Source organism: Pectobacterium punjabense (genome assembly GCF_012427845.1).
Classification (GTDB): Bacteria; Pseudomonadota; Gammaproteobacteria; order Enterobacterales; family Enterobacteriaceae; genus Pectobacterium; species Pectobacterium punjabense.
Genome location: NZ_CP038498.1, coordinates 3,170,576 through 3,196,360 on the forward strand (window position 1 = coordinate 3,170,576; position 25,785 = coordinate 3,196,360).

The window sequence follows — 25,785 nt, forward strand, 5'->3', positions numbered from 1 at the left end:
AAATTCGTCGGGAACGAATTTGACCAGCCAACGGCTGGCCTTCGGTGAGAGACTGGATGTCTCTCATTTCATCCCGATGAGCTTACTCAAGTAAGTGATTCGGGTGACTGACAAACCTGCCAGAGGCAGGTTTGAACGCTGCTTGCAGCGGCCCCAACGGGGCGAGGTACACGCCAGTGTGCCGAGTAATGAAGCCAACGCACATGCAACTTGAAGTATGACGAGTATAAAGGGGGAGCGATGCAACTACTCATTACAGGCGGAACCGGCCTTATTGGTCGCCATCTTATCCAACGATTACAGCTGCTTTCCCACCACATCACGGTACTGACACGCGATCCTGAGCGCGCCCGAGGTGTTCTCGGCAACCAGGTCGAATACTTGTCAACATTGAGTCATATCACCTCACTGAACGACTTTGATGGCGTTATCAATCTGGCGGGCGAACCGATTGCCGATAAACGATGGACGCCGCAACAAAAGCAGCGTCTGGCACAGAGTCGCTGGAGTATCACCGAACAGCTTGCCACACTGATTAAGGCCAGCAGTGAACCCCCCGCCGTTTTTATCTCAGGATCTGCCGTCGGATACTATGGCGATCAGGGCGAAGCGCTGGTCACGGAAGAGGAACCACCGGTTGATGAATTCACACATCACCTATGCGCCCGCTGGGAAGCGCTGGCGCTGTCTGCGGAAAGCGATAACACGCGCGTCTGCCTGCTACGTACCGGTATTGTTCTTTCGCCACAGGGTGGCGCGCTAGCAAAAATGCTGCCGATTTTCCGCTTTGGGCTCGGCGGGCCGATGGGCTCCGGCAGACAATACATGCCGTGGATTCATATTGATGACATGGTTAACGGCATTATCTACCTGCTGGACCAGCCGATATTGCGCGGCCCCTTCAATATGGTTGCGCCCTATCCAGTTCATAATGAACAATTTTCCGCCATGCTGGCACACGTATTGGATCGCCCCGGTTTTCTGCGAGCCCCCGCTTTTGCGATCAAACTGCTGATGGGCGAAGCTTCAACGCTGGTTCTGGGCGGGCAACGTGCCATCCCACAGAGATTAGAAGCTGCGGGATTTGGTTTCCGTTTCTTTGAGCTGGAAGAAGCCCTACAGGACGTCATCAAGAAACCGAGCTGACTCAGTGCTGAGAGAAACATCTGAGGCTGATAATCATCAGCCCCGAAATTTACTTCAACGCGCCGGAGAGAAACTGCTGCAACCGCGCACTTTTCGGGCTACCGAAAAGCTGCTCCGGTGGCCCTTCTTCTTCGATCACACCCTGATGCAAAAAGATAACGTGGTTGGAAACATGGCGGGCAAACTCCATCTCATGCGTCACCACCACCATCGTTTTCCCTTCCTCCGCCAACTGCTGCATGATGCGCAAGACCTCGCCGACTAGTTCGGGGTCGAGCGCCGACGTCGGTTCATCAAATAGCAACACTTCAGGCTCCATCGCCAGCGCCCGCGCAATAGATACACGCTGCTGCTGACCACCGGAAAGATCCGACGGGTATTTCTGTTGGGCAGAATCCGTAATCCCAACTTTATTCAGGTAGAACACCGCACGCTCACGTGCTTCCGCTTTACTGAGCCCTAATACCTGGATCGGCGCTTCCATCACGTTCTCCAACGCAGTCATGAAGCTCCACAGGTTGAAGTGCTGAAACACCATCGTCAGACGCGTCCGCAGCATCTGAAGCTGCTTTTTATCAAAAACTTTCAACTGTCCGTCAGTGTCACGCACCATGCGGATTTCCTGATCGCTGACGTAAATCGCCCCTTCACAGGGCTTTTCCAGAAAATTAATGCAGCGCAGTAAGGTACTTTTTCCCGAACCAGACGACCCGATAATCGAAATAACGTCACCCGCTTTCGCCTGCAATGAGATCCCTTTGAGCACCTCATGCTGGCCATAACGTTTACGCAGTTCCGTCACCATCAATTTTTTATTCGACATGCTTTTTTCCTGCGCTTAATGAGATGAACGGGTATAAAGATGACGTAACCAGCGCCGCTCTGCCCTTCTGAACAGCCCGATTAATACAAATGAGATCGCCAGATAGATCACCGCAGCAATGCCAAACGCATAAAACGGCTGGTAGGTGGCCGCATTAATATCGCGTGCGATCTTCAGAATGTCCGGCACCGTCACGGTAAAAGCCAGCGCCGTCGAATGCAGCATCAGAATCACTTCGTTGCTGTAGGCTGGCAATGCAATACGCAGCGCACCTGGCAAAATAATACAGCGGTACTGCTTAAAACGGGAAAAACCGTATGCTCTGGCGGCTTCAATTTCCCCATGCGGTACGGAGCGAATTGCCCCCGCGAAAATCTCCGTGGTATACGCACAGGTATTGAGCGCCAGCGCTAAAATGGCGCAGTTCAGCCCGCTGCGAAAAAAGGCATTCAGCAGATCGGTGCCGCGCACGATTTCCAGACTATACACGCCGGAATAGAACACCAAGAGCTGCACGTAAAGCGGCGTGCCGCGGAACACATAGGTGAATAGCCAAACCGGGAAGCTGAATCGGCGTCGCGGTGACACGCGGGCAATCGCCAGCGGCAGCGCCATCAGTCCGCCGATCGCCACGGAAGAAATCAGCAGCCAGAGCGTCATCGCCAGACCAGTCAGGCGATAACCATCGCTCCACAGCAGCGGTTGCCAATATTGTTGCAGGATCTCACTCATAATTTACTTTCTTGACTCCCTGCGAATAGTGCCGCTCCAGCCACCACAACACGCCGTTAGAAACGGTGGTAAAAATCAGGTACAGCGCCCCAGCAACCAGTGCGAAATAAAACGGTTCGTGCGCGCCCTTGCCGGCCAATTGTGTCGCCTTAATCACATCATTCAGGCCAAGTAGTGAGACGAGTGCCGTTGCTTTCAGGATCACCTGCCAGTTATTGCCGATCCCCGGTAGCGCAAAGCGCATCATGGAAGGGAACAGAATGCGACGGAACACTTTCAGAGGAGAGAAACCGAAAGCCACCGCAGCTTCGATCTGTCCACGCGGCACGGCAAGATAGGCACCACGAAAAGTTTCCGTGAAATACGCACCATAAATAAAGCCCAGCGTAATAACCCCGGCAGTCAAAGGATCGATGTCAATCTGCTCCAGACCGATCGATTCCGTCACGCCGTTTAAGGCTATTTGCAGCCCATAAAAAATTAGCAGCATCAGCACCAAATCGGGGATACCGCGAATCAACGTGGTATAACAGGAAAATCCCCCAGCCAGCAGGCGGTTGGAGGACAGCTTCGCCGACGCGCCCATCAGGCCGATAGCCAGTGCCAGCAGTAGCGAACTCACTGCCAGTTCCAGCGTCATGATGGCACCATCCAGAATTAGCGGGGCATAGCCATAGAGCATCAATGATATCCGTTGAAATAGCGGTTAATGGCACAGCGCGTCATCGTCAGGAAGACGACATGGGAGGAACGATCCCATGTCGTATTACCCTATGATTCCGCTACAGAGTGTGACTCGTTAGGAGAAGTTAGCCGCCGTAGACGTCAAAATCGAAGTATTTTTTCGCGAACGTATCGTAAGTGCCATCTTTACGCATCGCTTCAAAGGCTTTATCCAGCGCGGCTTTCAGCTCAGTATCCGCTTTACGCAGCCCCATACCGGTACCCACACCGAAGAACTTGTCATCTTTTACTGCTGGGCCAGCAAACGCATAGTCTTTGCCCATATCGAGCTTCAGAAAACCTTCGCTTGCCGCAACTTCATCCTGGAAAGCAGCATCGACGCGACCTGCGGCCAAATCCGCGTAAATCAGATCCTGATTTTGATAAGCAACAACCTCAACGCCTTTAGGCTGCCAGTTCGCATTGGCAAAAGCCTCCTGCGTTGACGCCTGCAGTACGCCGACACGCTTGCCGCCCAGCGAAGCCAGCGTTGGCTCAATATTCGCCCCTTTCTTCGCAATCAGACGAGAATTAGCCGCATATAGCTTCTCGGTGAAGGCAATTTCCTGCTGACGTTTTTCTGTAATGGACAGAGAAGAGATGATGACATCAATTTTTTTAGCTTTCAGAGAGGGAATTAACGCATCAAAGTCACTTTCCACAAACGTACAGTTAGCTTCAATACGCTTACACAACTCTTTCGCCAGATCGATATCAAACCCGACCAGTTCACCGCTGGCATTTTTGGATTCAAAAGGCGCATAGGTAGGATCGGTACCGATTTTAATATTCTTGGGAATCTCCGCCATCGCGCTGCCCGCAGCCAGAATGAGTGCCAACGGCAAGACTTTGATCAGTTTCTTCATATTGCTACCCTTATCATGAGTGATTGATGTCATGTGTCGTCAATGTCGGAATTATTTAGAGTAAATCGCTTTAAAAATGAACGATGTGAGTGCTACTTGTTTTCTGCGCCGACTATTACCGTTTTTGTAGCAGTTTTCATGCCACAATGAACGTAGGGATGTCGTAAAAACCCCATGACCGAAACGTGCAGAAAATAAAGGTTAACTATTTGATTCTGCAATATTTTTAAAGGGAATTTTTTGGCGCGTAACAATAAGGATAGATAACATTGGCATGAATACAAACAACCAAACGCACCATTTCGGTGCTTTTGCGCACAAAATTGGTGCAATGTGATAAAAAGGCACAAAAAAAGGGCAGTAAAAGTTTACCGCCCCGAGAGAAAAAAATAGCGTGTCTGGGTCTCTATCCTGCTACGACGCACCTTGCCAGCGGATAAAAAGATCTTTTGGCAGGTCGATGTCAAACTGGTCCAGAATACGATTAACCGTCTGATCGACAATATCCTGCACACTTTCTGGGCGATGATAAAACGCAGGCACCGGCGGCATGATTATCGCCCCCAGCTCAACGGCGGTGGTCATCAGCCGTAAATGCCCTAAATGTAACGGCGTTTCACGCACGCCCAACACTAAAGGACGGCGCTCCTTCAGCACCACATCAGCCGCGCGGGTCAATAGATTGTCGCTGTAGCTATGCACAATCCCGGAAAGGGTTTTTATCGAACAGGGTAAAATCACCATTCCCGCCGTTTTAAACGACCCCGAAGAAACACTGGCAGCGATATCACGCGTGTCATGCACCACATCGGCTAACGCCTGTACGTCACGCAGGCTAAAATCGGTTTCTAGCGCCAGCGTCTGGCGAGCCGCCTGACTCATGATCAGATGGGTTTCAATGCCTTCCAGCGTCTGTAACACCTGCAACAGTCGGATGCCGTAAATGACACCGCTGGCACCGGAAATCCCTACAATGAGTCGCTTCATTCTTACTGCCTCTAGCTAGCCGCGTCAGCAGAAACGCGGGAAAATCATCTGCGCAAACTTTGCCGCATTGATTGGCGATAAGCAAGGGCAAGCACCGAAACGATGCTTTTATAAACAACCAAAATTTTCTATACACAACCTGTTTTCTACATACGACAAGGGGGAAGACACTTTCGCGTCTTCCCCCTTCAATAAAACCAGCCTGAATGTACGACTAGCCGTTAACCTTCGTTGTGCAATTCCAGATCTTCGACTTCATTCTGGCTACGCAGCGCTTTAGCGTCGTCGTTACGCAGCATTTCCAGATAATCCAGATAGCCTTGATCGACATCCTTCGTCACGTAAATCCCGTTGAACACCGAACATTCGAACTGAGCAATATCCGGATTGTCTTCACGCGCCGCATCGATCAGATCGTCAAGATCCTGGAATATCAGCTCATCTGCGCCAATAATCTTACAGATCTCATCCACTTCGCGACCGTGAGCAATCAGTTCATTAACGCTTGGCATGTCGATGCCATACACGTTAGGAAAGCGAATCTCCGGTGCCGCGGAGGCCAGATAAACACGCTTAGCTCCCGCTTCACGCGCCATCTCTACAATCTGCTCCGACGTTGTACCACGCACGATGGAGTCATCGACCAACAGCACATTTTTGTCACGAAACTCGGCACGGTTGGCGTTCAGCTTACGACGCACAGATTTCTTACGCGCCTGCTGTCCCGGCATGATAAAGGTACGGCCAACATAGCGGTTCTTCACAAATCCCTGACGATACGGTTTGTTGATAATACGCGCAATTTCCAGCGCGATATCACAAGAGGTCTCAGGAATCGGAATCACAACATCGATATCGAGATCTTCCCACTGGCGTGCAATCTTTTCACCGAGCTTCTGACCCATGCGAACGCGTGCACTGTAGACCGAAATTTTATCGATGAAAGAGTCCGGGCGAGCGAAGTAGACATATTCGAACAGGCACGGGTTACTCTTTGGATTCTCTGCGCACTGGCGGGTAAACAGCTGCCCTTTTTCCGTAATGTAGATCGCTTCTCCCGGCGCAACATCGCGTAAAAACTCAAAGCCCAGCGTATCCAGCGCAACACTTTCTGACGCTACCATGTATTCACTGCGGCCATCTTCCAGATCGCGTTTACCGATGACCAGCGGACGAATACCGTTAGGATCGCGGAACGCCACCATGCCATGACCGATAATCATGCCAACACAGGCATAGGCACCGCGAATTTGCTGGTGCGTTGCGGCAACAGCCGCAAAAATATTATCGGCTTCCAGCGGATAATGTTGGAAACGATCCAGCTCTCTGGCAAAAATATTCAGCAGAATTTCAGAGTCAGACGTGGTGTTAACGTGACGGCGCTCCTGCTCGAACAGCTTTTTACGCAGTTCGTGGGCGTTCGTCAGGTTACCGTTGTGAGCCAGCGTGATGCCGAACGGAGAGTTAACATAGAAAGGCTGTGCTTCCGAAGCGCTGGAACTACCCGCCGTCGGATAACGCACATGGCCAAGCCCCATGTTGCCCTGTAAGCGTTGCATGTGCCGCGCTTCAAACACATCTTTCACCAGGCCATTGGCCTTACGCAGGCGAAAACAATTAAAGGCATCGATGGTTACAATACCCGCAGCGTCCTGCCCACGGTGTTGCAACACCGTTAACGCGTCATAAATCGACTGGTTGACCGGTGTAAAACCGGCGATACCGACAATACCGCACATGGTGTCTTTTCCTCTCAGCGCTACCGCAGCGATAAATGCTGCGGCAAGAAACTTGACGTGCTTTGCAGGTAGTCAAAAAACCACCTGATAATATAACTGAACTGCGGGATTAACTGGGACTGCTTCCAGTCATCACTTTGTGAAAAACCGGTAAACGTATCCAGAAAGAATAGCAGTGCGGAAACGATCAGCACCCCGCGCAGCGCACCAAAACAGATGCCCAGAACGCGATCGGTGCCGGATAATCCGGTACGTTCAACCAGTGAACTAATCACATAGTTGACGATAGCTCCCACAATCAACGTTGCAATAAACAGAATGGCAATCGCAATGCCGTTACGCACCAGTTCATCATCAAAACGGGTGAAGTAGACCGCGAGGTAGGCGTAGTAATGACTGGCAACAAAAAAAGCACATCCCCAGGTTACTAACGACAGCGCTTCACGAACAAACCCCCGGATCAGGCTAACCAAAGCCGAAAATCCGATGATGCCAATAATGACGTAATCAACCCAAACCATGAACTATCCTAATAATGAACGATGCTACCGATAAGCCGCTACGTCATCCTGTTCGCGGCGCATTCTAACAGAAAAAGAAAACGTTTGCGTAGCGTATTTCCGCCGATTTCACCGATAGATAATCAGGCGAAAAAACCCACAATCCGTCACGCCTGATTCTATTCTCTATCGGTCTCTCAGCGAACGGAATGTGCTCGCACCTGCCCGCTTAACCCGCTTAACTGTTGCAGTTCGCCCAGAGAAGACTCTAGTTTCTGCTTCGAGGCATCCGGCCCCACGTAAATACGGGTGATTTGTCCTGAAACTGGCGTTGACGGTACGGTATACGCGCGATAGCCAGAGAGACGAAGCTTAGCGACAATCTCGTTCACCTTATCCGCATTTTTCAACGCACCGAGCTGCACAATATAGGCCTGTCCGACCGGCGCTTGCTGCGTCGGCTGCGTTTCAGGCTTCACTTCCTGTTTCGGCTCCGGTTTAGGTTCAGGCTTCGGTTTCACTTCTGGCTTAGGCTCAAGTTTTGGCTGAGGCTTCGGTGTCACAGGCGTTGGCGTCTGAATTGGCGGACGCTCAACCACCACCGGCGGTGCCGTCATGGCTGGTGTATTGGTACCTGAGCGAGATGATGATGGCGGTGTGGAAGTTTCAGGTGCCTTGGTTTCAGGTAATTTAGCTTCTGGCGTTTCGGCTTCCGGGCTGTTCTGCATCGCCCCTTCCGGTGGCAGGTTCGGCAACGACGGGTTCAGCGCGGGTAGGGATTCCATCTCATTGCTATCGCCCGGCTTGGGGATCAGAGGAATCGATGCAAACTCATCTTCGTAGTGCTTTTTCTTTCCATCCAACAGGCCGGGTAAGACGATCACGCCCAGCGCGACCAGAATGACCGTGCCAACTAATCGATTCTGAAATTTACTCGCCATTCGCCTTCTCCTCATCCAGCGCTTCCATCACATGCGCTACCGTATGAAAAGACCCACACACAATGACGATATCTTGCTCCGCCGCGTCGGACATCGCCTGCTGCCAGGCGGTAACGACATTGGGGAACGACTGGCTGCACGTCAGGTGTTCGGCAAGCTGCTGCGCCGTTGCGCCACGCGGCCCTTCCAGCGGTGCGCAATACCACTCATCAATCAACGGCGTTAAATGAGCCAGCGTACCCGCGATATCTTTATCCGCCAGCATACCAACAACAGCACGCACTTTTCCGGTTTTCGGTAACCCGGCCAAACGATTTGCCAGATAGGCCGCCGCGTGAGGGTTGTGTGCAACATCAAGAATCAACCGAGGTGATTCCTGTACTATCTGAAAACGACCCGGTAATGCCGCGCGCTGTAAGCCTTGACGAATCGCCTCTTCGCTCACATTCAATGAAGAATAGTGCAACGCAGCCAATGCCGTAGCGGCGTTGGGCAGTGGAACATTGGGCAATGGCAAACGCGACAATTCACGCTGTTTATCCTGCCAGCTCCACGTCTCGCGCTGAACTGAAAACTCCCAATCGCGACCGCGCCGACGCAGCTGTGCACCTTTCTCAGCGGCAACATCGGCGATCGTTTCCGGCATTTCCGGCTCACCGACAACGGCAGGTCTATTGTGTCGGAATATCCCCGCTTTCTCACGGCCGATGCTCTCCCGATCATTACCTAGCCAATCGGTATGGTCGATCGCAATACTGGTTACCACCGAGACATCCGCATCCACAATATTGGTCGCATCCAGACGCCCGCCCAACCCCACTTCCAGAATGACGACATCCAGATTCGCTTGCTTGAAGAGTTGCAGTGCAGACAGCGTACCGAATTCAAAATAGGTGAGCGATACTGCCCCCCTTCCTGCTTCGATATCTGCAAACGCTTGGGTATGCTGTGCTTGCGACAATTCTTTGCCTTGAATACGCACCCGTTCGGTATAGCGCACAAGATGAGGTGAACTGTACACGCCAACCCGTAGGCCTGCGGCCAACAGAATAGATTCCAGCGTACAGCAGGTGGTTCCCTTGCCGTTTGTCCCCGCGACAGTGAAAATAGTTGCGGCAGGCTGTAGCAGTTGGAGATGTTCAGCAACCTGCTTAACGCGTTCCAGACCTAAATCAATGGCCTGAGCGTGCAGATGCTCAAGATAATGAAGCCACGTGACCAAAGGTGACGTGGCTTGAGGTATTTGAAGTGTATCCATGAGTCCCGTTCACTGGCTTACGGTTCATTGCGGGCAGAGCGTGCACATTACAATACCGTCGAGAACGGCGAAGTCGAATGCCACACGCCCAGCCCATCATGTCAATTATGCGTCATCCCGTGATGATTCAGATGGTGCATCGCTACGGGTTTCCCCATCATCATTGCCCGGTTCTGGATGATTCGTCAGTTTGGCAAGGATGGTGGCCAGCTTGTAGCGCATTTCAGGGCGACGAACGATCATATCAATCGCCCCTTTCTCAATCAGAAATTCACTACGCTGGAAGCCCGGCGGCAGTTTTTCACGCACGGTTTGTTCGATAACGCGTGGGCCTGCAAAACCGATCAACGCTTTCGGTTCCGCAATATTCAGGTCACCCAGCATCGCCAGACTCGCAGAAACGCCACCCATGGTTGGATCGGTCAGCACGGAGATATAAGGCAAGCCGCGCTCGCGCATCTTCGCCAATGCGGCACTGGTTTTCGCCATTTGCATCAGCGACATCAGCGCTTCCTGCATACGTGCACCGCCACTGGCAGAGAAACACACCAGCGGGCAGCCGTCTTCCAGTGACTGCTCAACGGCACGCACAAACCGCGCCCCGACGACGGACGCCATTGAACCGCCCATGAAGGCAAACTCAAACGACGCGCCTACAACCGGCATGCCGTAAAGTGTCCCTTTCATGACGACCAGCGCATCTTTCTCATCGGACTGTTTCTGCGCAGAAACCAGACGATCTTTATATTTTTTGGAATCCCGGAATTTCAGGACATCCTTCGGTTCCAGTTCGCTTCCCAGCTCGACAGTGTTTTCTTTATCCAGAAAAGCCTGTAGACGGGCACGCGCGGAAAGACGCATATGGTGATCGCACTTCGGGCAGACCCCCAGATTGCGTTCCAACTCAGCACGATAAAGAACCTGACCGCAGCTATCACATTTTGTCCAGACCCCTTCAGGGATGTTCGCTTTACGGGTCGGTGTGATATTGCTTTTGTTAAGAATTCGTTCAATCCAGCTCATTGATAACCTTTCTGCTTGAACCTGGCAAATGCCAGTCCGCTGTTCATGTTATTCCCTGACAACATTGCCAATGAAAAAATGCCTGAGACGCACGACAATCGCGGTACAAAGGCATCGGCACCAAGGGTGTTCCCAAGAACAGACCATAAATGCTGCCCATTAAACCATAACGTTCCGGGACTGTGGATAAAAAACTGGTCAAACCGGATGTTAAAATACTTCACTTATTTTACATTGCCACGCGAAGCTGCTCTACGGTGACGGGCAATTTCAATAATACCCGGCAGGATAGAGAGAAAAATAATCGCGACAATCAGTAATTTCAAATTTTCCTGCACCACTGGTAAATCGCCAAACAGGTAGCCCGCATAGGTGAACGACAGCACCCACAGTAATGCACCTACCACATTATAGGCGGCAAAATGCCGATAGCTCATGTGCCCCATCCCGGCAACAAACGGCGCAAATGTTCTCACAATCGGAACAAAGCGTGCCAGAATTATCGTCTTGCCGCCGTGACGCGCGTAAAACGCATGCGTTTTATCCAGGTAGCTACGGCGAAAAATCTTTGAATTCGGGTTGCTAAATAGCTTCTCACCGAACAGTCGTCCTATCGTGTAGTTCACTGCATCGCCCGTAATCGCAGCAACAATCATCAAAAAGACCATCGTATGCACATTCAGATCGTTCGACGGCAGCGCCGCCAGCGCCCCAGCAACAAACAGCAGCGAATCTCCCGGTAAGAATGGTGTCACCACCAGCCCAGTTTCACAGAATAAAATCAGGAACAAAATGGCATAAACCCAGACACCATATTGCGCCACCAGTTCCGCCAAATGAACGTCAATGTGCAGAATAAAATCAATAATAAACTGTATGAACTCCACCACAACATCTTCTCCCAAGAATGTCTATCGAACGCACGCGGTCGATATACGCAAGGCAGCCGTACAATCCGTGTTGCCTTGCGTATAGCACGCTAATTCAAATCGACCTTATCACGCATTGCATACGGCTTTTGATTTACAGCCATCCGGCAGCATGCAACACGCAAAAGGCGCACTTGTTACAGCAAAAAACATCAATCCGCTAAAAAAAGCGGCCCCATCGTCGGCTGTGGCAAAGCAAAACGCGCGGGGTAATCTACCGCCACCAAATACAGCCCTTCGGCTCTGGCCGTTGCGCCTGCCAGCGTACGATCTTTGGCAGCCAACAGTTCCGCAATCCACGGCTCGGGACGATTGCCACACCCGACCTCCATCAGACTACCAACGATGTTGCGCACCATGTGATGAACAAACGCATTGGCCTTAATATCTACCACGATATAGTCACCGTGACGTGTAACCTTTAAATGATTTACATTGCGCCATGGCGTACGCGACTGACACTGTACTGCGCGAAAAGAGGTGAAATCATTTTCCCCCAACAGGCACTGCCCTGCGCGTTCCATCCGCTCCACATCCAACGGGTGATAAAAGTGCGTCATGCCATGCGATAGCACGGCAGGACGATAGCGGTGATTGTAGATAACATAGCGGTAGCGGCGAGCCGTTGCGCTGAAGCGCGCATGGAAATCTTCATCTACCGTTTTCACCCAACGCACGGCGATGTCTGGCGGTAAATTCGCATTGACGCCCATCGTCCAGGCAGCATCTTTTCTGATCGCCTGCGTGGTGAAATGCACAACCTGCCCAGTGCCGTGAACTCCGGCATCGGTTCGTCCGGCACAAAACACTTCTATCGGTTCATCCGCGACTTTGCTCAGCGCCTTTTCAAGACAGGCCTGTACGCTAGCGACATCACTCTGACGCTGCCAGCCATAATACTGGCTACCGTCATACTCAATGCCTAGCGCAATTTTTAGCGTAGCGCGTTCGTTTTCCGCAACGGCGGTGGCTTGAATAGCCGCTGCCTGAGTGGTTTCCGACATTACCCAAGATACTCCTGCACCAGGCATTCTGCCGTTGCCACCGCCATCAGCGCACCGCCAAAGCGCGCGTTATCGGCGACGGACCAGAATTGCAGCAGTTCAGGAATACCGTAATCATTACGCAAACAACCGACGCTCAGTTGCCCATTGCCGGAAGCATCCCCCACCTGCGTCGGGTAATCCTGCTCGTCGCTGACTTCAATATTTCCGGCATTAAGCAGTTCGTCACGCGCTTCTTCCGCAGACAGCGGACGCAGCGACTCAAGATGAACAACCTGTGCGTGGCCATAGAACACCGGAGACTGAATGCAGGTCACGGAAATCGGCAGCCCTTCGTCCTGCAAAACCTTACGCACCTGATCCACCAAACGCCGTTCTTCGCGTACGCTGCCCGCGTCGTCCGGTAGTAAAGGCAACAGATTGAACGCCAGCTGTTTCGGAAATAGTCCCTCTTCAGGCGGAATACCATTCAGCAAACGGGCACTTTGCCCAGCCAGATCGTCTACCGCCGCTTTACCGTGTGCAGAAACTGACAGCATATTGACGACATGCAGGCGCGACAGCCCTGCTGCATCAGTCAGTGGTTTAATCGCCGTCAGCAGTTGGCTGGTCAGGCTATCCGCCACCGCAACGATATTGCGGTTACGATAATCCGCTAGCGTATGCGTATTCACACCCGGTACGACCAGCGGCACATCCGGCTCCAGCGCAAACAGGCCGCTACTGTCGATGACCAGACAGCCAGCATCCCCGGCCTCTTCCGCATAGCGGGCGCTGGCATCTTGGCCGGCGACAAAAAACGCCAATTGCACCTGCGACCAGTCAAAATCGGCCACATCGGTGACCAGACAAGACTGACCGTTAAAACGTATGGTTTCACCCGCACTACGTTCGCTGGCCAGCGGATACAGCTCACCCACTGGGAATTCGCGTTCCTGCAATAATTCCAGTAACGCCGTGCCTACTGCACCCGTTGCGCCCAGCAGAGCGATATTCCAGCCGTCAGACATTTGGTTCTCTCCCAAATTTTGAATGAAACACAAATCATGAAGGAAACCGACAGACGATAGCGACACCGTCTGTCAGTTCCTGAATAAAAAAAGAATCATACTCGCGCAACACCGTCGCGAGAGGAACGCCGCTAGCGTGCGCCCCGCACCGACGCGGTGAATCCCAGCGAGTTCAGACAATCTGCGCTTTCAGCATCGGCACAGATGACATGGAGTGACGACCATTCGCGTCGTTCCTGATAATGTTTACGCAGGCGATCGAATTCGCCTTCCTGATGCGCAACGTGACGCAATAGCGCATCGTCTCGGCGCACATCATACACCAGATGCACCAGACGTTTTAGCAACGACTCATCCAACGGTGCGGTTAATGTCACTTCGGCATAGTCCGGATCAGGTAAAAGCGATGAAAGCGCAACCTGCTGCGGTGTTCCAATAAACTCGCTCCAGGCTTCAAAAACCTGTGTGGTGCCACGTGCTTTTCCTTCCAGCGTATAACCTGCGATATGCGCCGTACCGATGTCCACTCGCGCCAGCAAATCGGTCGATAACGCGGGTTCGGGTTCCCACACATCAAGAATCACACTAAGTTTTTTACCCTGTTGCAGCGCCTCAAGCAATGCAACATTATCCACCACTGGGCCACGGCAGGCGTTAATCAGAATACGTCCGTCCGCAAATGCATTCAGCACGTTGGCATCGACCAAATGATGTGTCCGGTACTGCCCGTCAAGATACAGCGGCGTATGCAGCGTCAAAATATCAGCATCACGCACCAGCGTTTCCAGCGGCAGGAAATCGCCCGCCTCACCGCGATCGGCTCGCGGCGGATCGCACAACAGCGTTTTCACCCCCCAGGCTTTCAGGCGTGTATCCAGACGTCTCCCAACATTCCCCACGCCAACAATACCGACAGTTTTATCGCGCAGTTGAAAACCATCACGTTCGGCCAGCATCAGCAAAGAAGAAAACACGTATTCTACTACCGCAATGGCATTACAGCCGGGGGCAGCGGAAAACGCGATGCCGTTAGCGTTAAGCCAGGGCTCATCAACATGGTCGGTGCCTGCCGTCGCGCTGCCGACAAATTTTACCGCTGCGCCAGACAGCAGATCCGCGTTCACTTTCGTGACCGATCGCACCATCAGCGCATCAGCGCCTGCCAGCAAATCGCGCGGTAAAGGGCGTCCCGGTACGGCCTGAACGTCACCCAAACGGCTGAAAAGCTCGCGGGCATACGGCATATTCTCATCAACCAGAATCTTCATTCTCTTCTCCGGTAACCTGTAGCCAGCCAAAAAAAGCGGGGAGATATTTTGCCACCGAATGGTGCAGAAACCCAAGGCAATTACGATGCGATCCCTTTCCGCCATCGGTTCACGTCGATATTGTAGCGCCATCATTCCTGCGATAGACGGTAATTTATCGTAGCAAGCTCGTGCTGCTTGAAAGCCAGACTGGGTTGATCGCCGTCACGTGGCTCTGTTATGTTGTTTGCCATTGTGGCACTTGCCCATTTTTATCAACCAGACGGGTAACCGATGTATTTGCCGTCTGGTCTGCTGTGAGAAACCCAACGTTGAACGCCCTATTTCCCACCATCGCCGTCCTGATCTGGTCAGTTAACGTCATTGTCAACAAACTCTCCGCTACCGTCATCGATCCCGCAGCTATTTCATTTTACCGCTGGCTACTGGCATTTCTTGTCATGACACCGTTCATGCTGCCAGCCCTGCGCCACCATGCCGCAGCCATTCGCCAGCACGCGTGGAAACTGCTGGCGTTGGGTTTGCTCGGCATGGTGTTGTACCAAAGTCTGGCCTACTACGCCGCACACACAATCAGCGCCGTGATGATGGGGATCATGGGGTCGCTCGTGCCGCTACTCACCGTCTTGCTCAGCATTCCTCTGCTACGCGTGGCACCCACGCTGGGCGTGCTGCTCGGGAGCCTGCTGTCACTGGCAGGAATCGTCTGGCTGATTGGCGAGGGACATCCCGAACAGATTCTGGCGCAAGGCATCGGCCCCGGTGAATTCATGATGTTTTGTGCCGCGCTGTCCTACGCACTCTATGGCGTGTTAACCAAACGCTGGAGCATTCCGCTGCCCAACTGGGTATCGCTCTACGTGCAAATTGCCTTTGGCGTGGTGGTACTGATTCCCAATTTCTTGCTGACAGAGAATGTTGAGCTCAATGCCCAAAATCTGCCGCTGGTGATTTTCGCAGGCATCATGGCCTCAATTATTGCACCTTTTCTGTGGATTCAAGGGGTGATGCGTCTGGGAGCCAGCAAGGCCGCCATCTTTATGAACCTGACGCCAATCTTTGCGGCAGTGATTGCGATTGGTTTTTTACATGAACCGTTGCACCATTATCATCTGGTTGGCGGAGGCATTACGCTACTCGGTGTTATCCTCGCCCAGCGTTTGCGCGTCCCGTTAGGGCGTACTTCGAGTGATTAGTGCGTTTTAGGCGACGCATGACTATCGGCCGCCACGGGAGATTGCTATGATTCATCTCAATCATGACGGCAGTGAGGATAACCAATATGCAACCTGTAAGTGGCCCAGGTGCCCCGCTGCCCGGCGAACGTGCGGTTACGCCGACAACGACATCGTCAACCTCATCTACATCCTCTAACGCCGCAGGTTCCACCAGTGACGATCGGCCGCTGACGCTGGCACAGCGAACCACGCTGGAAAATCTGGTGCTTAAAGTTGCTGCGCTGACAACGTCAAAGGCGGCGGAAGTCTGGACGACAGTAAAACAGGGGTTAGGGCTAGCAGAAAATAATGAACTACAGTCCCGCCACTACCAACCAGCCGAGCAAATACTCCAGACGCGCCTAACGCAGGCGCAAGATAACAGCGGCCGCCAGCCGTTGCTTCAGCGCCTGACAGATATGCTGTCTCAGGGCAATAATCGTCAGGCAGTCAGTGATTTCATCCGTCAACAGTTCGGTAGTACCACGCTAAGTGCGCTAAGTAAAACGCAGCTACAGCAGGTTGTGACACTGCTACAAAATGGGCAGATTCCGCAGTCAACAGCACCGACCTCAGCGCCGCAAGCGGCTCAGGCACCTAATTCGCCTGAGCGTCCGCTCTCACCAGTTGAACAGCGCAGCTTGAATCAGTTAGTCACTCGGCTAGCAACCATGACAGGGGAACAACCCGCGAGAGTGCTGAGTAACCTGATGACGATGCAGAATCTTACCCCTGGCGACGCCATCCCGTTCAAGCACCTGCCGCTACTCACGCAGTTCCTGCAAGCGCAAGTTGAACTGCAACAGACGCAGACACTGCTTCGCACCACGTTGACGCCACAGGGAACGCCGACCAATACGGGAACGGCTGGCACACCTCAGGAATCGCTGGCAGCCAACACAACCAATACGGCTAACGCGACAAATGCAAATTCGGCATCAACAACTACGCTCTCATCATCACAGCCAATACAGAGCACCCTGCTTTCCCCGAACCTCGCTCCGTTGCAGGCTCTGTTACAACAGCCTATGACCGCGCAGGAACAACAATTACTGATAGATTACACACAGAATCGTTTCAATATCGGCTTGCAAACCCCGCTGACGCCGATGCAGGTCAGCGATCTGCTGACGCTCCTGTTTACGCAACGAATTCAGCGCTCACAGGAAACTGACTGGACGACGACCTCACAGTTGCTACATCCGCTGTTTAACCCATTGATTGCATCGCTACCGCTCAGTTGGCAATCCCTGTTCCACAAGCCGATGTTTCTGGTGATTATCAGCACCTGCGTGGCTGCATTTCTGCTCTGGGTGCTGCTGTAGCGCAAAATTAGTCTGCGCAATACGTGTTAAACCTAACCGCACTACGATAGTACACCTTAATCACGCCACTCAGCTTTCTTTCCATCAAAGGAGACAGGATGACTCTTGAGCCAAACATTGCTGAACTCGTCAATACGTTTATCCGTAATGGTCGCCCTTCAGTAAAAAATCAAACGTTGGCGGAACGCCGTGAAGGATATATCGCCAGTACCGTGCTGGCAGGAGAGGCGCCTCCTGGCGTCAATTATGAAGAGATAAATTGGCAATCACTCACACTGCGGCTTTACACGCCACCGACCGCACAGCCACGCGCTTCTGCTGTAATTTACTATCATGGTGGATGTTTCGTCAGCGGTGGGTTCGCCACACACGATTGCCAATTACGACATATCGCCTTTCACAGCGGCTGTAAAGTCATTGCTGTACAGTACCGTTTAGCCCCAGAACATCGCTACCCGGCTGCACATGATGATGCCTACCATGCTGCTAAAATGATCCATGAACGCGCCAACATGTTGGATATCGATCCCGACAATATCATCTTGATGGGTGACAGTGCTGGAGGCCACCTGGCGTTAGTGACTGCCATACGGTTACGCGATCGCGGTACATTCAAACCCTGCGGACAAATCCTGATCTACCCCATGCTGGATGCCACAGCCAGCAGCGATAGTTACCGTACAAATGGCAAAGATTATGTCATTACACGAGAAACGTTGGTGAGTGGATATGAAGCCTATTTTGATTCCTTGACTCCCAATCATTGCGAAGCCAGCCCGGCAATGCACAGCCCATTATCGGGTTTGCCGTCAACGCTGATCATTACAGCAGAATATGATCCGCTACGAGACGAAGGAGAAGCATTGTTCCGCACGCTAACCGAGCAGGGTGTCAATGCACAATGCCGGCGCTATTTGGGGGTTATTCATGGTTTTTTCCAGCTTGGTGGCATCAGCCAGGCGGCAAAAGACGCCATGCAGGATGTGACTACTGCAATCAAAAAGTGGACAGTACCGCTTCCATAACAGCACCTCACGCCAGTTGAACACCATCCCAAAAACAAAAACCCCGCGGCTTACGCCTGCGGGGTTTTTATTACTTCTCATAATAATACGCGGGTGAAAAACCGATTATTTATCGAGTTTTCTCATCACCAGCGTCGCGTTCGTACCACCGAACCCGAAGCTGTTAGACATCACCGTGGTCAGTTTACGTTCCGTCGGTTCAGTCACGATGTTCAGGCCAGCAGCCTGTTCGTCCAGGTTTTCCACGTTGATGCTCGGTGCAACGAAGCTATGTTCCAACATCAGCAGGGAGTAAATGGCTTCCTGAACGCCAGCAGCCCCCAGAGAGTGACCCGTCATCGCCTTCGTCGCAGAGATAGCTGGCGAGTTATCACCAAACACTTCACGAATTGCGCCCAGTTCCTTCACATCGCCAACCGGCGTAGACGTGCCGTGAGAGTTCAGGTAATCAATTGGCGTATCAACACCATTCATCGCCATCTTCATGCAGCGAACCGCACCTTCACCCGATGGGGCAACCATATCCGCACCGTCAGACGTTGCACCGTAGCCGACAACTTCTGCGTAAATATGCGCGCCACGTGCCAGTGCGTGTTCCAATTCTTCTACCACGACCATACCGCCACCGCCTGCGATCACAAAACCATCGCGACCCGCATCGTAGGTGCGAGAGGCTTTTTCTGGCGTCTCATTGTATTTGGTGGACAGCGCGCCCATGGCGTCAAACTCACAGGCCAATTCCCAGCACAGTTCTTCAGCACCACCGGCGAACACGATATCCTGTTTGCCCATCTGGATTTGCTCAACGGCGTTACCGATACAGTGTGCAGAAGTGGCACAGGCAGAGCTGATGGAGTAGTTCACACCGTGAATTTTGAATGGCGTCGCCAGACACGCGGATACCGCAGAGCCCATGGATTTGGTTACCACGTAAGGGCCAACCGCTTTCAGACCACGTGGGCTACGCATCGCATCAGCACCAAATACCTGATAACGCGCAGAACCGCCAGAACCGGCGATCAAACCAACGCGCGGGTTATTCTGATAAACTTCATCAGACAGCCCAGAATCTTGAATCGCCTGCTCCATGGATAAGTAGGCATAAATCGACGCATCACTCATAAAACGCACAACTTTGCGGTCGATGAGGCCAGTGGTGTCCAGTTTGACATTCCCCCAGACGTGACTACGCATGCCGGAATCTTTCAGCTCTTGAGAGAAAGTAATACCCGAGCGGCCTTCCCGCAATGATGCCAGAACTTCCTGCTGGTTATTACCAATGCTTGATACGATCCCCAGGCCAGTAATCACTGCACGTTTCATTTAATACCTCTTCTTCCACTTATAGAGTTTGGGATTTCGCTTCGCACTTTAGCGTACAGTTGTAAGCTGAACAAGTCCGATCAGCCGAACTAGCGAGAAATTATTGCTAAATTTGCACCACGATCTTCAGCTCGTTAAAATCTCGCCATCACTTGAATAATGAGCTTTTACCGTGGCTAACCTTCCCATCCAACATGCGTCGTTAAGTTGGAACGCTCAGGGTACACCTGTATCGCAACAGTTTGATGACGTCTATTTTTCGAATCAGGATGGGTTAGCCGAAACCCGTTATGTGTTTTTACAGGGCAATCAGTTTCCTGAGCGCTTCACCACTCACCCGCGCACAGCGTGCGTGATAGCGGAAACCGGCTTTGGCACCGGACTGAATTTTCTCACGCTGTGGCAAGCCTTTTCCCATTTTCGTCAACAGCAGCCGCAGGCGACATTACGACACTTACATTTCATCAGCTTCGAGAAATTCCCCCTGCGCCAGCACGATCTGGCTGCCGCACACGCACAGTGGCCAGAGTTAGCCGAATTCGCAGATGAACTGCGCCAGCAGTGGCCGTTAGCGCTGCCGGGGTGTCACCGTCTGATTCTGGCGCAAGGCAACATCACGCTCGATTTATGGTTTGGCGACGTCAATGTCTTATTACCTGAGCTGGACGACACCCAAAACCATCAGGTTGATGCCTGGTTTTTGGATGGCTTCGCACCCGCCAAAAACCCTGACATGTGGACCGATAATCTGTTTCAGGCAATGGCACGCCTGTGTCGTAAAGAAGGGACATTCGCCACCTTTACCGCCGCAGGTTTTGTGCGGCGTGGGCTACAACAGGCGGGATTTCAGGTTAGTAAAGTCAAGGGATTCGGGCAGAAGCGCGAAATGCTGAGCGGCATCCTTCCCGATGTACTTCCCATCAGTTCGCCGACACCGTGGTATGCACGCCCAGCGGCCAGCACGACTGACGATATTGCGATTATCGGCGGCGGCATCGCCAGCGTGCTCACCGCGCTGGCACTGCAACGGCGTGGTGCAAACGTCACGCTCTACTGCGCGGAGTCACAGCCTGCCACTGGCGCATCTGGCAATCGTCAGGGCGCGCTGTATCCTCTGCTGAATAACCGACACGATGCGGTATCCCGTTTTTTCTCGCTCGCCTTTGACTTTGCCCACCGCAGCTACACGGCGCTGGCGCAGCAGGGGCTGGAATTTGAACACCAGTGGTGTGGCGTCAGCCAGCTTGCCTGGGATGAAAAGAGCGCGCGTAAGATCGAGCAGATTTTGCAAGGGGAATGGCCGGAAGAACTGGTCGTTAGCGTCGATGCGCAGCAACTGGAAAAGCAGAGCGGCCTGAATCCCGGCGTAAATGGCATCACCTACCCCGACGGCGGCTGGCTGTGTCCAGCAGAACTGACAGCCGCTGCGCTGAAGCTGGCACAGCAACACGGCCTGTCGGTACAGATGAGTACCACCATTTCCGATCTGGAGAAAACAGATAACGGCTGGGCGCTCACTCTACGTACTGGTCAGCAAGTCAGTCATGCGGTCGTGGTACTGGCGAATGGTCACCAGATTACTGACTGGCCACAAACCCACCATTTACCCGGCTACGCCGTGCGCGGGCAGGTCAGCCACATTCCGACTAACCCTGTGCTGGGCCAGTTAAAGCAGGTGTTGTGCTACGACGGCTACCTGACACCAGTGAGCCCGCAACATCAAACACACTGCATCGGGGCGAGCTATCTACGCGGCGAAGCGCATTGTGATTATCGGGAAGAAGAGCAGAAGGAGAACCGTCAACGGTTGCTGAATTGCTTGCCCAACGCCGATTGGACCAAAGCAGTCGATGTCAGCGATGGACAGGCTCGCCAAGGCGTCCGCTGCGCGCTGCGCGATCATCTGCCGCTCTTAGGCGCGGTGCCGGACTATGAAAAAACGCTGACAGACTATGAAGATCGACTGCATCCACAGCATCGTACTGACGCTGTGCCAAGCGCACCTTATTGGCAGGATCTGTTTATTATCGGTGCGTTAGGATCGCGCGGGCTCTGCTCTGCCCCACTTGCGGCGGAAATTTTAGCGTCGCAGATGTATGGCGAACCCCTACCACTGGATCGTGACACGCTAGCTGCGCTAAACCCGAATCGCTTCTGGATAAGGAAACTGCTAAAAGGTAAACCCGTGGCTCAGGATTAATGGGGAAGAAGATGTGCTGGCTAGACTAAGCCAGCACCGACAAATTGGCGGTTAGCACTGACGAAATCAGTGCGTGCTATTCTGCGCCTGTTGGAACAAACGTTCCCACATTCCGTTAACCAGCACCTGATCCGGTGGTGACAGTTCACCATTTTTGATCGCGTTGTTAATACTGTCGCTAACGCGCACATGCAGTGCTTCAAGCGTATGTTCCCCGTTCTCTTCCGCTTCTGCCACCGACACTGTCAGATGACCACGCAAATAGCCACCAGCAAAAAGTTCATCGTCGCTGGCATGTTCTACCATGTCATCAATCAGCGCCAAAATGCGCGTTTCAAATTCTGCGATCATTTCTTATCCTCAAATTTTTTGCAGTTCCCGTTCATCACAGATCGGCTGGATACGGAAAGCTCGCCGCCGTCAGCGGTGGCGTATTGTAAAACGATTGTAACGCGTGAATAAAGCTTGCCGGGCGCGCAGGAATCCCTTCTTCCAGATACTGCATCACTTGTGCATGCACACGTCGTTGGAAATCAATACGATCCGGCTCACAATCGCCGTTCAGGTTGTCGCAGCTGACGTTAAACGGAAAGCCTGCTGCAACGCAGAATAGCCAGTCGAAAGCCTGGGGTTTGATCTCCACCACTTCAAATTGGCTTTGCGTCGCCGCATCGCGACCATCCGGGCAGTACCAGTAGCCAAAGTCGACCTGCAAACGCCGCTGTGCACCGGCAATGCACCAGTGAGAAATCTCGTGCAGCGCGCTGGCATAAAAACCGTGAGCAAACACAATCCGATGATACGGAATCTCATCATCCGCTGGCAGATAAATCGGCTCATCGTCGCCTTTTACCAGACGGGTATTGTATTCATCGCCAAAGCAATCATTAAAAATATCAATCAGTTGTTGATAATGGTGCGTCGTTGTCATGTTATTTGTTGTCATTATAAAATTTTTATCATAAAAGCTGTCCCAGCCAGGCAGCAATCGCATGCCCATGGCTGTCATAAATCAGCTTGCTGCTCATGATGGCGGAAACCAGCACCAGCATAGGGCGGATCAGCTTTTGCCCTTTTGTCATGACCATTTTGGCGCCAAGCCGCGCACCGAGGATCTGCCCGATCAGCATCACGCCCCCGACTACCCAGACCACCTGACCGCCCAGAATGAAAAACAGCAGCCCGCCGAAATTGGAGGTAAAGTTCAGGATTTTGGCATTCGCCGTCGCTTTTGCCAGATTGAAACCATACAAGGTGACAAAGGCCAGCGCGTAAAACGACCCGGCTCCGGGACCGAAAAAACCATCATAAAAACCAACGCAACCACCTGCCACAATCGCAAACGGCAGCGGCGACAGGCGGCGCTGCCGATCTTCATCGCCGATTTTGGGCGTTAATAAGAAGTAGAGGCCAATACCAATGATGAGGAACGGCAATAGTTGGCGTAGAAAATCGGCATGGATTTGCTGAATCAACCAGGCACCAAAGGTCGAGCCGACAAACGTCAGCGCAATAGCCAGTTTCTGCTCGCCCAGATTCACCGCACGCCGACGAATAAAATACAGGCTGGCAGAAAAGGAGCCGCCGACAGCCTGAAGTTTATTCGTTGCCAACGCCTGCGCCGGGGATAAACCCGCCGCCAGCAAGGCCGGGATCGTCAATAACCCACCGCCACCAGCAATCGAATCAATGAAGCCTGCCAGCGCCCCGACAAAAAACAACACGGCCAGCATGTCTGGCCCAAGAACTAACCAATCCATCGTTATTCGTTATCTCGCGGCAAAATGTCTGTCGAGCAATGCCTGACAAGAAGGCGGCAACGGTGGCGGCGTCGTTTTCTCTGGGGCTTCGCTACTCGGCTGCTTCGGCTGGAACCAACTGGTTAACTCAGCACCGCATCCGTCTCCGATAGGAGGATCGCTCTGTTCCTGACACTCCAGGCTATCTGCCGGGCAGCGCAAACGAACATGCATATGCGCACGATGCGCAAACCAAGGGCGGACTTTACGTAACCAGTCACGATCGTGACCCGCTTCGGCACACAGCTGTTTTTTAATCGCCGGATTAACGAAAATACGCGTCACGTCGCTATCGAGTGCCGCAGTCTTGATCAGCGTAGTGACTTCCGGCCGCCAAACGCGCGGGTTGACGTTAAGCCCGCTGGCATTAACCAAATCGATAGGCTGTGGTTTCAGCAACTGTTGTTCACTCCAGCGCTGTCTGGGCAACTGTAACCAGATGTCCACATCCAGCCCGGATTGGTGACTGGCGTGGCCGCTGCTGAAACGTCCACCGACAGGCATTCCCATATCCCCCACCAGCACATTACCCGATGTCGTGCGCTTAACCTCGGTACTCAGGCGCTGAATGAACGCGAGAAGATCGGGGTGACCAAAATAGCGGCGCTGATCGACGCGCATCACCTGATAATCCAGAGACTGCAACGGCAACGGCTGGGCACCGATGATGCAGCCATTGGAAAAGCTACCAATTGCCTGTGCCGCACCCGCGACCGGATGCGTTATCTCCTGCCACGGTGTTTTTGCCCACGCGGCATTCGACAACAACGATGCACTCAGCGCCAGCGCGAGAACCCCGATTAACCCTTGTTTCATTATTTTTACCAGCGAGGAACCTGACTGTTCACATCCCCACACTGTGCGCGTTGGCGCAACAGGTGATCCATTAACACGATCGCCATCATCGCTTCGGCAATCGGCACTGCGCGAATCCCGACACACGGATCGTGACGTCCACGCGTTACCATTTCAGTCGCTTCACCCTGACGGTTGATCGTTTTTCCCGGCACCATAATGCTGGAGGTCGGTTTCAACGCCAGATGCGCAACGATGTTCTGACCGCTGCTGATCCCGCCCAAAATGCCGCCAGCATGATTGCTCTGAAAGCCTTCAGGTGTGATTTCGTCGCGGTTTTCGCTGCCACGTTTGGTGACAACGGCAAACCCATCGCCAATTTCGACGCCCTTCACAGCATTGATGCTCATCAATGCATGAGCCAGATCGGCATCCAGGCGGTCAAAGACCGGTTCACCTAATCCGGCGGGCACCGACTCCGCTACAACGCTCACCTTCGCGCCGATGGAATCACCCTCTTTTTTCAGCGCGCGCATCAGTTCATCCAATGCGTCCAACTTGTCGATATCCGGGCAAAAGAACGGGTTTTGCTCCACCTGTTCCCAATCTTTCAGCTCGCAGGTGACATCGCCAATCTGTGACAGGTAGCCACGAACCTTCACACCATATTGTTGTTGCAAGTATTTCTTCGCAATCGCCCCTGCGGCAACGCGCATCGCGGTTTCACGCGCAGAAGAGCGACCGCCACCGCGGTAATCACGCAGACCGTACTTTTGCTCATAGGTATAATCGGCGTGACCAGGGCGGAAAACGTCTTTAATCGCGCTGTAATCCTGAGAGCGCTGATCGGTGTTTTCAATCAGCAGGCCAATGCTGGTCCCTGTTGTCACCCCCTCAAACACGCCGGACAAAATCTTGACCTGATCGGGCTCGCGACGCTGTGTCGTATAGCGAGAGGTCCCCGGACGGCGGCGATCCAAATCGTGTTGTAAATCCGCTTCCGTCAGCGGAATACCCGGCGGTACGCCATCAACAATACATCCCAGAGCAATACCGTGGGATTCACCAAATGTAGTGACGCGGAAAAATTGCCCAATACTGTTGCCTGCCATCACAACTCCTTCACATGTGTTCTGTTTCTGCCTTACCGTC

Annotated in this window: 25 protein-coding genes; 5 read left to right on the plus strand and 20 right to left on the minus strand. The window is 52.9% G+C overall.

Features of this window, described 5'->3' with window-relative positions; translation table 11 throughout:
- Window positions 1–240: 240 nt before the first annotated feature.
- Window positions 241–1,146: a TIGR01777 family oxidoreductase gene (locus tag E2566_RS14425; RefSeq protein WP_107169726.1), complete on the plus strand. Its 906-nt coding sequence runs from the start codon at window positions 241–243 to the stop codon at window positions 1,144–1,146.
- A 49-nt stretch (window positions 1,147–1,195) separates the two neighbouring features.
- Here E2566_RS14425 and hisP read toward each other — a convergent pair whose 3' ends face one another.
- The 14 genes from hisP to pdxB all read right to left on the minus strand — a co-directional run bounded on the left by hisP (window position 1,196) and on the right by pdxB (window position 14,949).
- Window positions 1,196–1,969: a histidine ABC transporter ATP-binding protein HisP gene (gene hisP / locus E2566_RS14430; RefSeq protein ID WP_107169725.1), complete on the minus strand. Its 774-nt coding sequence runs from the start codon at window positions 1,967–1,969 to the stop codon at window positions 1,196–1,198.
- Window positions 1,970–1,984: 15 nt separating this feature from the next.
- Window positions 1,985–2,701 carry an ABC transporter permease gene (locus E2566_RS14435; protein ID WP_107169724.1) on the minus strand — a complete coding sequence of 239 codons (717 nt, stop codon included), beginning with the start codon at window positions 2,699–2,701 and terminating at the stop codon, window positions 1,985–1,987.
- The gene (locus tag E2566_RS14440) at window positions 2,694–3,383 is read right to left on the minus strand and encodes a histidine ABC transporter permease HisQ (protein WP_107169723.1); all 690 of its coding nucleotides are present in this window, start codon (window positions 3,381–3,383) and stop codon (window positions 2,694–2,696) included. Before E2566_RS14440 ends, E2566_RS14435 begins: the two co-directional genes overlap by 8 nt.
- Window positions 3,384–3,510: 127 nt before the next feature.
- On the minus strand, window positions 3,511–4,290 hold the full coding sequence (locus E2566_RS14445) for a lysine/arginine/ornithine ABC transporter substrate-binding protein (protein ID WP_107169722.1): 780 nt from the start codon (window positions 4,288–4,290) through the stop codon (window positions 3,511–3,513).
- A 414-nt stretch (window positions 4,291–4,704) separates the two neighbouring features.
- Complete coding sequence (locus E2566_RS14450; protein WP_010285043.1) at window positions 4,705–5,277, minus strand: UbiX family flavin prenyltransferase; 573 nt, start codon at window positions 5,275–5,277, stop codon at window positions 4,705–4,707.
- Window positions 5,278–5,498: 221 nt separating this feature from the next.
- Complete coding sequence (gene purF, locus E2566_RS14455; RefSeq protein ID WP_039298357.1) at window positions 5,499–7,016, minus strand: amidophosphoribosyltransferase; 1,518 nt, start codon at window positions 7,014–7,016, stop codon at window positions 5,499–5,501.
- 20 nt (window positions 7,017–7,036) lie between these two features.
- Window positions 7,037–7,537, minus strand: coding sequence for a colicin V production protein (gene cvpA / locus E2566_RS14460; protein WP_005969889.1), 501 nt, complete (start codon window positions 7,535–7,537; stop codon window positions 7,037–7,039).
- A 176-nt stretch (window positions 7,538–7,713) separates the two neighbouring features.
- A complete protein-coding gene (gene dedD / locus E2566_RS14465) occupies window positions 7,714–8,457 on the minus strand; it encodes a cell division protein DedD (protein ID WP_107169721.1) in 744 nt (247 codons plus the stop codon).
- Complete coding sequence (gene folC, locus E2566_RS14470) at window positions 8,447–9,715, minus strand: bifunctional tetrahydrofolate synthase/dihydrofolate synthase (RefSeq protein WP_107169720.1); 1,269 nt, start codon at window positions 9,713–9,715, stop codon at window positions 8,447–8,449. The genes dedD and folC overlap by 11 nt, the downstream gene beginning before the upstream one ends.
- Before the next feature lie 105 nt (window positions 9,716–9,820).
- Window positions 9,821–10,738, minus strand: coding sequence for an acetyl-CoA carboxylase, carboxyltransferase subunit beta (accD, locus tag E2566_RS14475; protein WP_107169719.1), 918 nt, complete (start codon window positions 10,736–10,738; stop codon window positions 9,821–9,823).
- A 224-nt stretch (window positions 10,739–10,962) separates the two neighbouring features.
- Window positions 10,963–11,625, minus strand: coding sequence for a DedA family protein (locus tag E2566_RS14485; protein ID WP_107169730.1), 663 nt, complete (start codon window positions 11,623–11,625; stop codon window positions 10,963–10,965).
- 194 nt (window positions 11,626–11,819) lie between these two features.
- Entirely contained in the window at window positions 11,820–12,671 is an 852-nt protein-coding gene (gene truA / locus E2566_RS14490; protein ID WP_233671857.1) for a tRNA pseudouridine(38-40) synthase TruA, read from the minus strand.
- Window positions 12,671–13,681 carry an aspartate-semialdehyde dehydrogenase gene (locus tag E2566_RS14495; RefSeq protein ID WP_107169717.1) on the minus strand — a complete coding sequence of 337 codons (1,011 nt, stop codon included), beginning with the start codon at window positions 13,679–13,681 and terminating at the stop codon, window positions 12,671–12,673. The genes truA and E2566_RS14495 overlap by 1 nt, the downstream gene beginning before the upstream one ends.
- A 131-nt stretch (window positions 13,682–13,812) precedes the next feature.
- Complete coding sequence (pdxB, locus tag E2566_RS14500) at window positions 13,813–14,949, minus strand: 4-phosphoerythronate dehydrogenase PdxB (RefSeq protein WP_107169716.1); 1,137 nt, start codon at window positions 14,947–14,949, stop codon at window positions 13,813–13,815.
- A 311-nt stretch (window positions 14,950–15,260) separates the two neighbouring features.
- On the opposite strand from pdxB, the gene E2566_RS14505 reads away from it, so the two are divergent.
- From E2566_RS14505 to E2566_RS14515, 3 genes are all read left to right on the plus strand, one after another.
- Window positions 15,261–16,145, plus strand: a complete 885-nt coding sequence (locus E2566_RS14505) for a DMT family transporter (RefSeq protein ID WP_205942481.1) — start codon at window positions 15,261–15,263, stop codon at window positions 16,143–16,145.
- Window positions 16,146–16,231: 86 nt separating this feature from the next.
- Window positions 16,232–17,491 carry a flagella biosynthesis regulator Flk gene (gene flk, locus E2566_RS14510; RefSeq protein ID WP_107169715.1) on the plus strand — a complete coding sequence of 420 codons (1,260 nt, stop codon included), beginning with the start codon at window positions 16,232–16,234 and terminating at the stop codon, window positions 17,489–17,491.
- Window positions 17,492–17,589: 98 nt separating this feature from the next.
- Complete coding sequence (locus E2566_RS14515; protein WP_107169714.1) at window positions 17,590–18,516, plus strand: alpha/beta hydrolase; 927 nt, start codon at window positions 17,590–17,592, stop codon at window positions 18,514–18,516.
- A gap of 105 nt (window positions 18,517–18,621) precedes the next feature.
- On the opposite strand, the gene fabB is transcribed toward E2566_RS14515, so the two are convergent.
- Window positions 18,622–19,839, minus strand: coding sequence for a beta-ketoacyl-ACP synthase I (fabB, locus tag E2566_RS14520; protein ID WP_014699120.1), 1,218 nt, complete (start codon window positions 19,837–19,839; stop codon window positions 18,622–18,624).
- A gap of 172 nt (window positions 19,840–20,011) precedes the next feature.
- Between fabB and mnmC the strand changes: the two genes are divergently transcribed.
- Window positions 20,012–22,039 carry a bifunctional tRNA (5-methylaminomethyl-2-thiouridine)(34)-methyltransferase MnmC2/FAD-dependent 5-carboxymethylaminomethyl-2-thiouridine(34) oxidoreductase MnmC1 gene (gene mnmC / locus E2566_RS14525; RefSeq protein ID WP_107169713.1) on the plus strand — a complete coding sequence of 676 codons (2,028 nt, stop codon included), beginning with the start codon at window positions 20,012–20,014 and terminating at the stop codon, window positions 22,037–22,039.
- A 66-nt stretch (window positions 22,040–22,105) separates the two neighbouring features.
- Here mnmC and E2566_RS14530 read toward each other — a convergent pair whose 3' ends face one another.
- Genes E2566_RS14530 through aroC form a run of 5 tightly spaced genes read right to left on the minus strand, consistent with a single transcriptional unit; the run spans window position 22,106 to window position 25,745 of the window.
- A complete protein-coding gene (locus tag E2566_RS14530; protein WP_010285074.1) occupies window positions 22,106–22,390 on the minus strand; it encodes a YfcL family protein in 285 nt (94 codons plus the stop codon).
- 34 nt (window positions 22,391–22,424) lie between these two features.
- Window positions 22,425–22,970: an elongation factor P hydroxylase gene (locus E2566_RS14535; protein ID WP_107169727.1), complete on the minus strand. Its 546-nt coding sequence runs from the start codon at window positions 22,968–22,970 to the stop codon at window positions 22,425–22,427.
- Window positions 22,971–22,998: 28 nt separating this feature from the next.
- Window positions 22,999–23,799, minus strand: coding sequence for a sulfite exporter TauE/SafE family protein (locus E2566_RS14540; protein ID WP_107169712.1), 801 nt, complete (start codon window positions 23,797–23,799; stop codon window positions 22,999–23,001).
- 9 nt (window positions 23,800–23,808) lie between these two features.
- The gene (mepA, locus tag E2566_RS14545) at window positions 23,809–24,654 is read right to left on the minus strand and encodes a penicillin-insensitive murein endopeptidase (protein ID WP_107169711.1); all 846 of its coding nucleotides are present in this window, start codon (window positions 24,652–24,654) and stop codon (window positions 23,809–23,811) included.
- A 5-nt stretch (window positions 24,655–24,659) separates the two neighbouring features.
- Window positions 24,660–25,745, minus strand: a complete 1,086-nt coding sequence (gene aroC, locus E2566_RS14550) for a chorismate synthase (RefSeq protein ID WP_107169710.1) — start codon at window positions 25,743–25,745, stop codon at window positions 24,660–24,662.
- Window positions 25,746–25,785: the final 40 nt, after the last annotated feature.

Excerpts from the sequence above, each read along its gene's own strand:
- truA (WP_233671857.1), bottom strand. The coding sequence starts at position 12,671 with ATGTCGGAAACCACTCAGGCAGCGGCTATTCAAGCCACCGCCGTTGCG.
- E2566_RS14530 (WP_010285074.1), bottom strand. The coding sequence starts at position 22,390 with ATGATCGCAGAATTTGAAACGCGCATTTTGGCGCTGATTGATGACATG.
- folC (WP_107169720.1), bottom strand. The coding sequence starts at position 9,715 with ATGGATACACTTCAAATACCTCAAGCCACGTCACCTTTGGTCACGTGG.
- flk (WP_107169715.1), top strand. The coding sequence starts at position 16,232 with ATGCAACCTGTAAGTGGCCCAGGTGCCCCGCTGCCCGGCGAACGTGCG.
- E2566_RS14495 (WP_107169717.1), bottom strand. The coding sequence starts at position 13,681 with ATGTCTGACGGCTGGAATATCGCTCTGCTGGGCGCAACGGGTGCAGTA.
- E2566_RS14445 (WP_107169722.1), bottom strand. The coding sequence starts at position 4,290 with ATGAAGAAACTGATCAAAGTCTTGCCGTTGGCACTCATTCTGGCTGCG.
- purF (WP_039298357.1), bottom strand. The coding sequence starts at position 7,016 with ATGTGCGGTATTGTCGGTATCGCCGGTTTTACACCGGTCAACCAGTCG.
- E2566_RS14450 (WP_010285043.1), bottom strand. The coding sequence starts at position 5,277 with ATGAAGCGACTCATTGTAGGGATTTCCGGTGCCAGCGGTGTCATTTAC.
- E2566_RS14515 (WP_107169714.1), top strand. The coding sequence starts at position 17,590 with ATGACTCTTGAGCCAAACATTGCTGAACTCGTCAATACGTTTATCCGT.
- E2566_RS14535 (WP_107169727.1), bottom strand. The coding sequence starts at position 22,970 with ATGACAACGACGCACCATTATCAACAACTGATTGATATTTTTAATGAT.
- accD (WP_107169719.1), bottom strand. The coding sequence starts at position 10,738 with ATGAGCTGGATTGAACGAATTCTTAACAAAAGCAATATCACACCGACC.
- E2566_RS14540 (WP_107169712.1), bottom strand. The coding sequence starts at position 23,799 with ATGGATTGGTTAGTTCTTGGGCCAGACATGCTGGCCGTGTTGTTTTTT.
- pdxB (WP_107169716.1), bottom strand. The coding sequence starts at position 14,949 with ATGAAGATTCTGGTTGATGAGAATATGCCGTATGCCCGCGAGCTTTTC.
- hisP (WP_107169725.1), bottom strand. The coding sequence starts at position 1,969 with ATGTCGAATAAAAAATTGATGGTGACGGAACTGCGTAAACGTTATGGC.
- mepA (WP_107169711.1), bottom strand. The coding sequence starts at position 24,654 with ATGAAACAAGGGTTAATCGGGGTTCTCGCGCTGGCGCTGAGTGCATCG.
- aroC (WP_107169710.1), bottom strand. The coding sequence starts at position 25,745 with ATGGCAGGCAACAGTATTGGGCAATTTTTCCGCGTCACTACATTTGGT.
- E2566_RS14440 (WP_107169723.1), bottom strand. The coding sequence starts at position 3,383 with ATGCTCTATGGCTATGCCCCGCTAATTCTGGATGGTGCCATCATGACG.
- fabB (WP_014699120.1), bottom strand. The coding sequence starts at position 19,839 with ATGAAACGTGCAGTGATTACTGGCCTGGGGATCGTATCAAGCATTGGT.
- dedD (WP_107169721.1), bottom strand. The coding sequence starts at position 8,457 with ATGGCGAGTAAATTTCAGAATCGATTAGTTGGCACGGTCATTCTGGTC.
- cvpA (WP_005969889.1), bottom strand. The coding sequence starts at position 7,537 with ATGGTTTGGGTTGATTACGTCATTATTGGCATCATCGGATTTTCGGCT.
- E2566_RS14435 (WP_107169724.1), bottom strand. The coding sequence starts at position 2,701 with ATGAGTGAGATCCTGCAACAATATTGGCAACCGCTGCTGTGGAGCGAT.
- E2566_RS14425 (WP_107169726.1), top strand. The coding sequence starts at position 241 with ATGCAACTACTCATTACAGGCGGAACCGGCCTTATTGGTCGCCATCTT.